This window comes from Lysobacter sp. TAB13 (assembly GCF_052113885.1).
GTDB classification, from domain to species: domain Bacteria; phylum Pseudomonadota; class Gammaproteobacteria; order Xanthomonadales; family Xanthomonadaceae; genus Lysobacter; species Lysobacter gummosus.
Window position 1 is genome coordinate 1 of sequence record NZ_JBFRDR010000325.1, and the last position, 387, is coordinate 387.

General features: G+C 69.0%; 1 protein-coding gene. It reads left to right on the plus strand.

All coding sequences use genetic code 11. The features are described from left to right. The coding region (locus AB4Y92_RS26370) for a histidinol dehydrogenase (protein ID WP_441822311.1) at positions 1-387 on the plus strand (387 nt) is incomplete at both ends.

Sequence of the window (387 nt, forward strand, 5' to 3'; positions counted from 1 at the left end):
CCTTTGCCGAGGCGCAGCGCCAGACCCTGTTGCCCCTGGAGATCGAGCCGCTGCCCGGCCTGCATCTCGGCCACCGCATCATCCCCATCGCCCGCGTCGGCGCCTATGTGCCGGGCGGGCGCTATCCGCTGCTCTCGGCGCCGATCATGACGATCGTGCCGGCCAAGGTCGCGGGCTGCGACGAGGTCATTGCCTGCCTGCCGCCCGGCGCCCATCCGGCGATGATCGCCGGCTGTCATCTTTCCGGCGCCGACCGGATCTTTCGTGTCGGCGGGGCGCAGGCGATTGCGGCAATGGCCTTCGGCACGGATACCATTCCGGCCGTCGACAAGATTGTCGGCCCGGGCAACGCCTATGTGAACGAGGCGAAGCGCCAGGTTTTTGGGC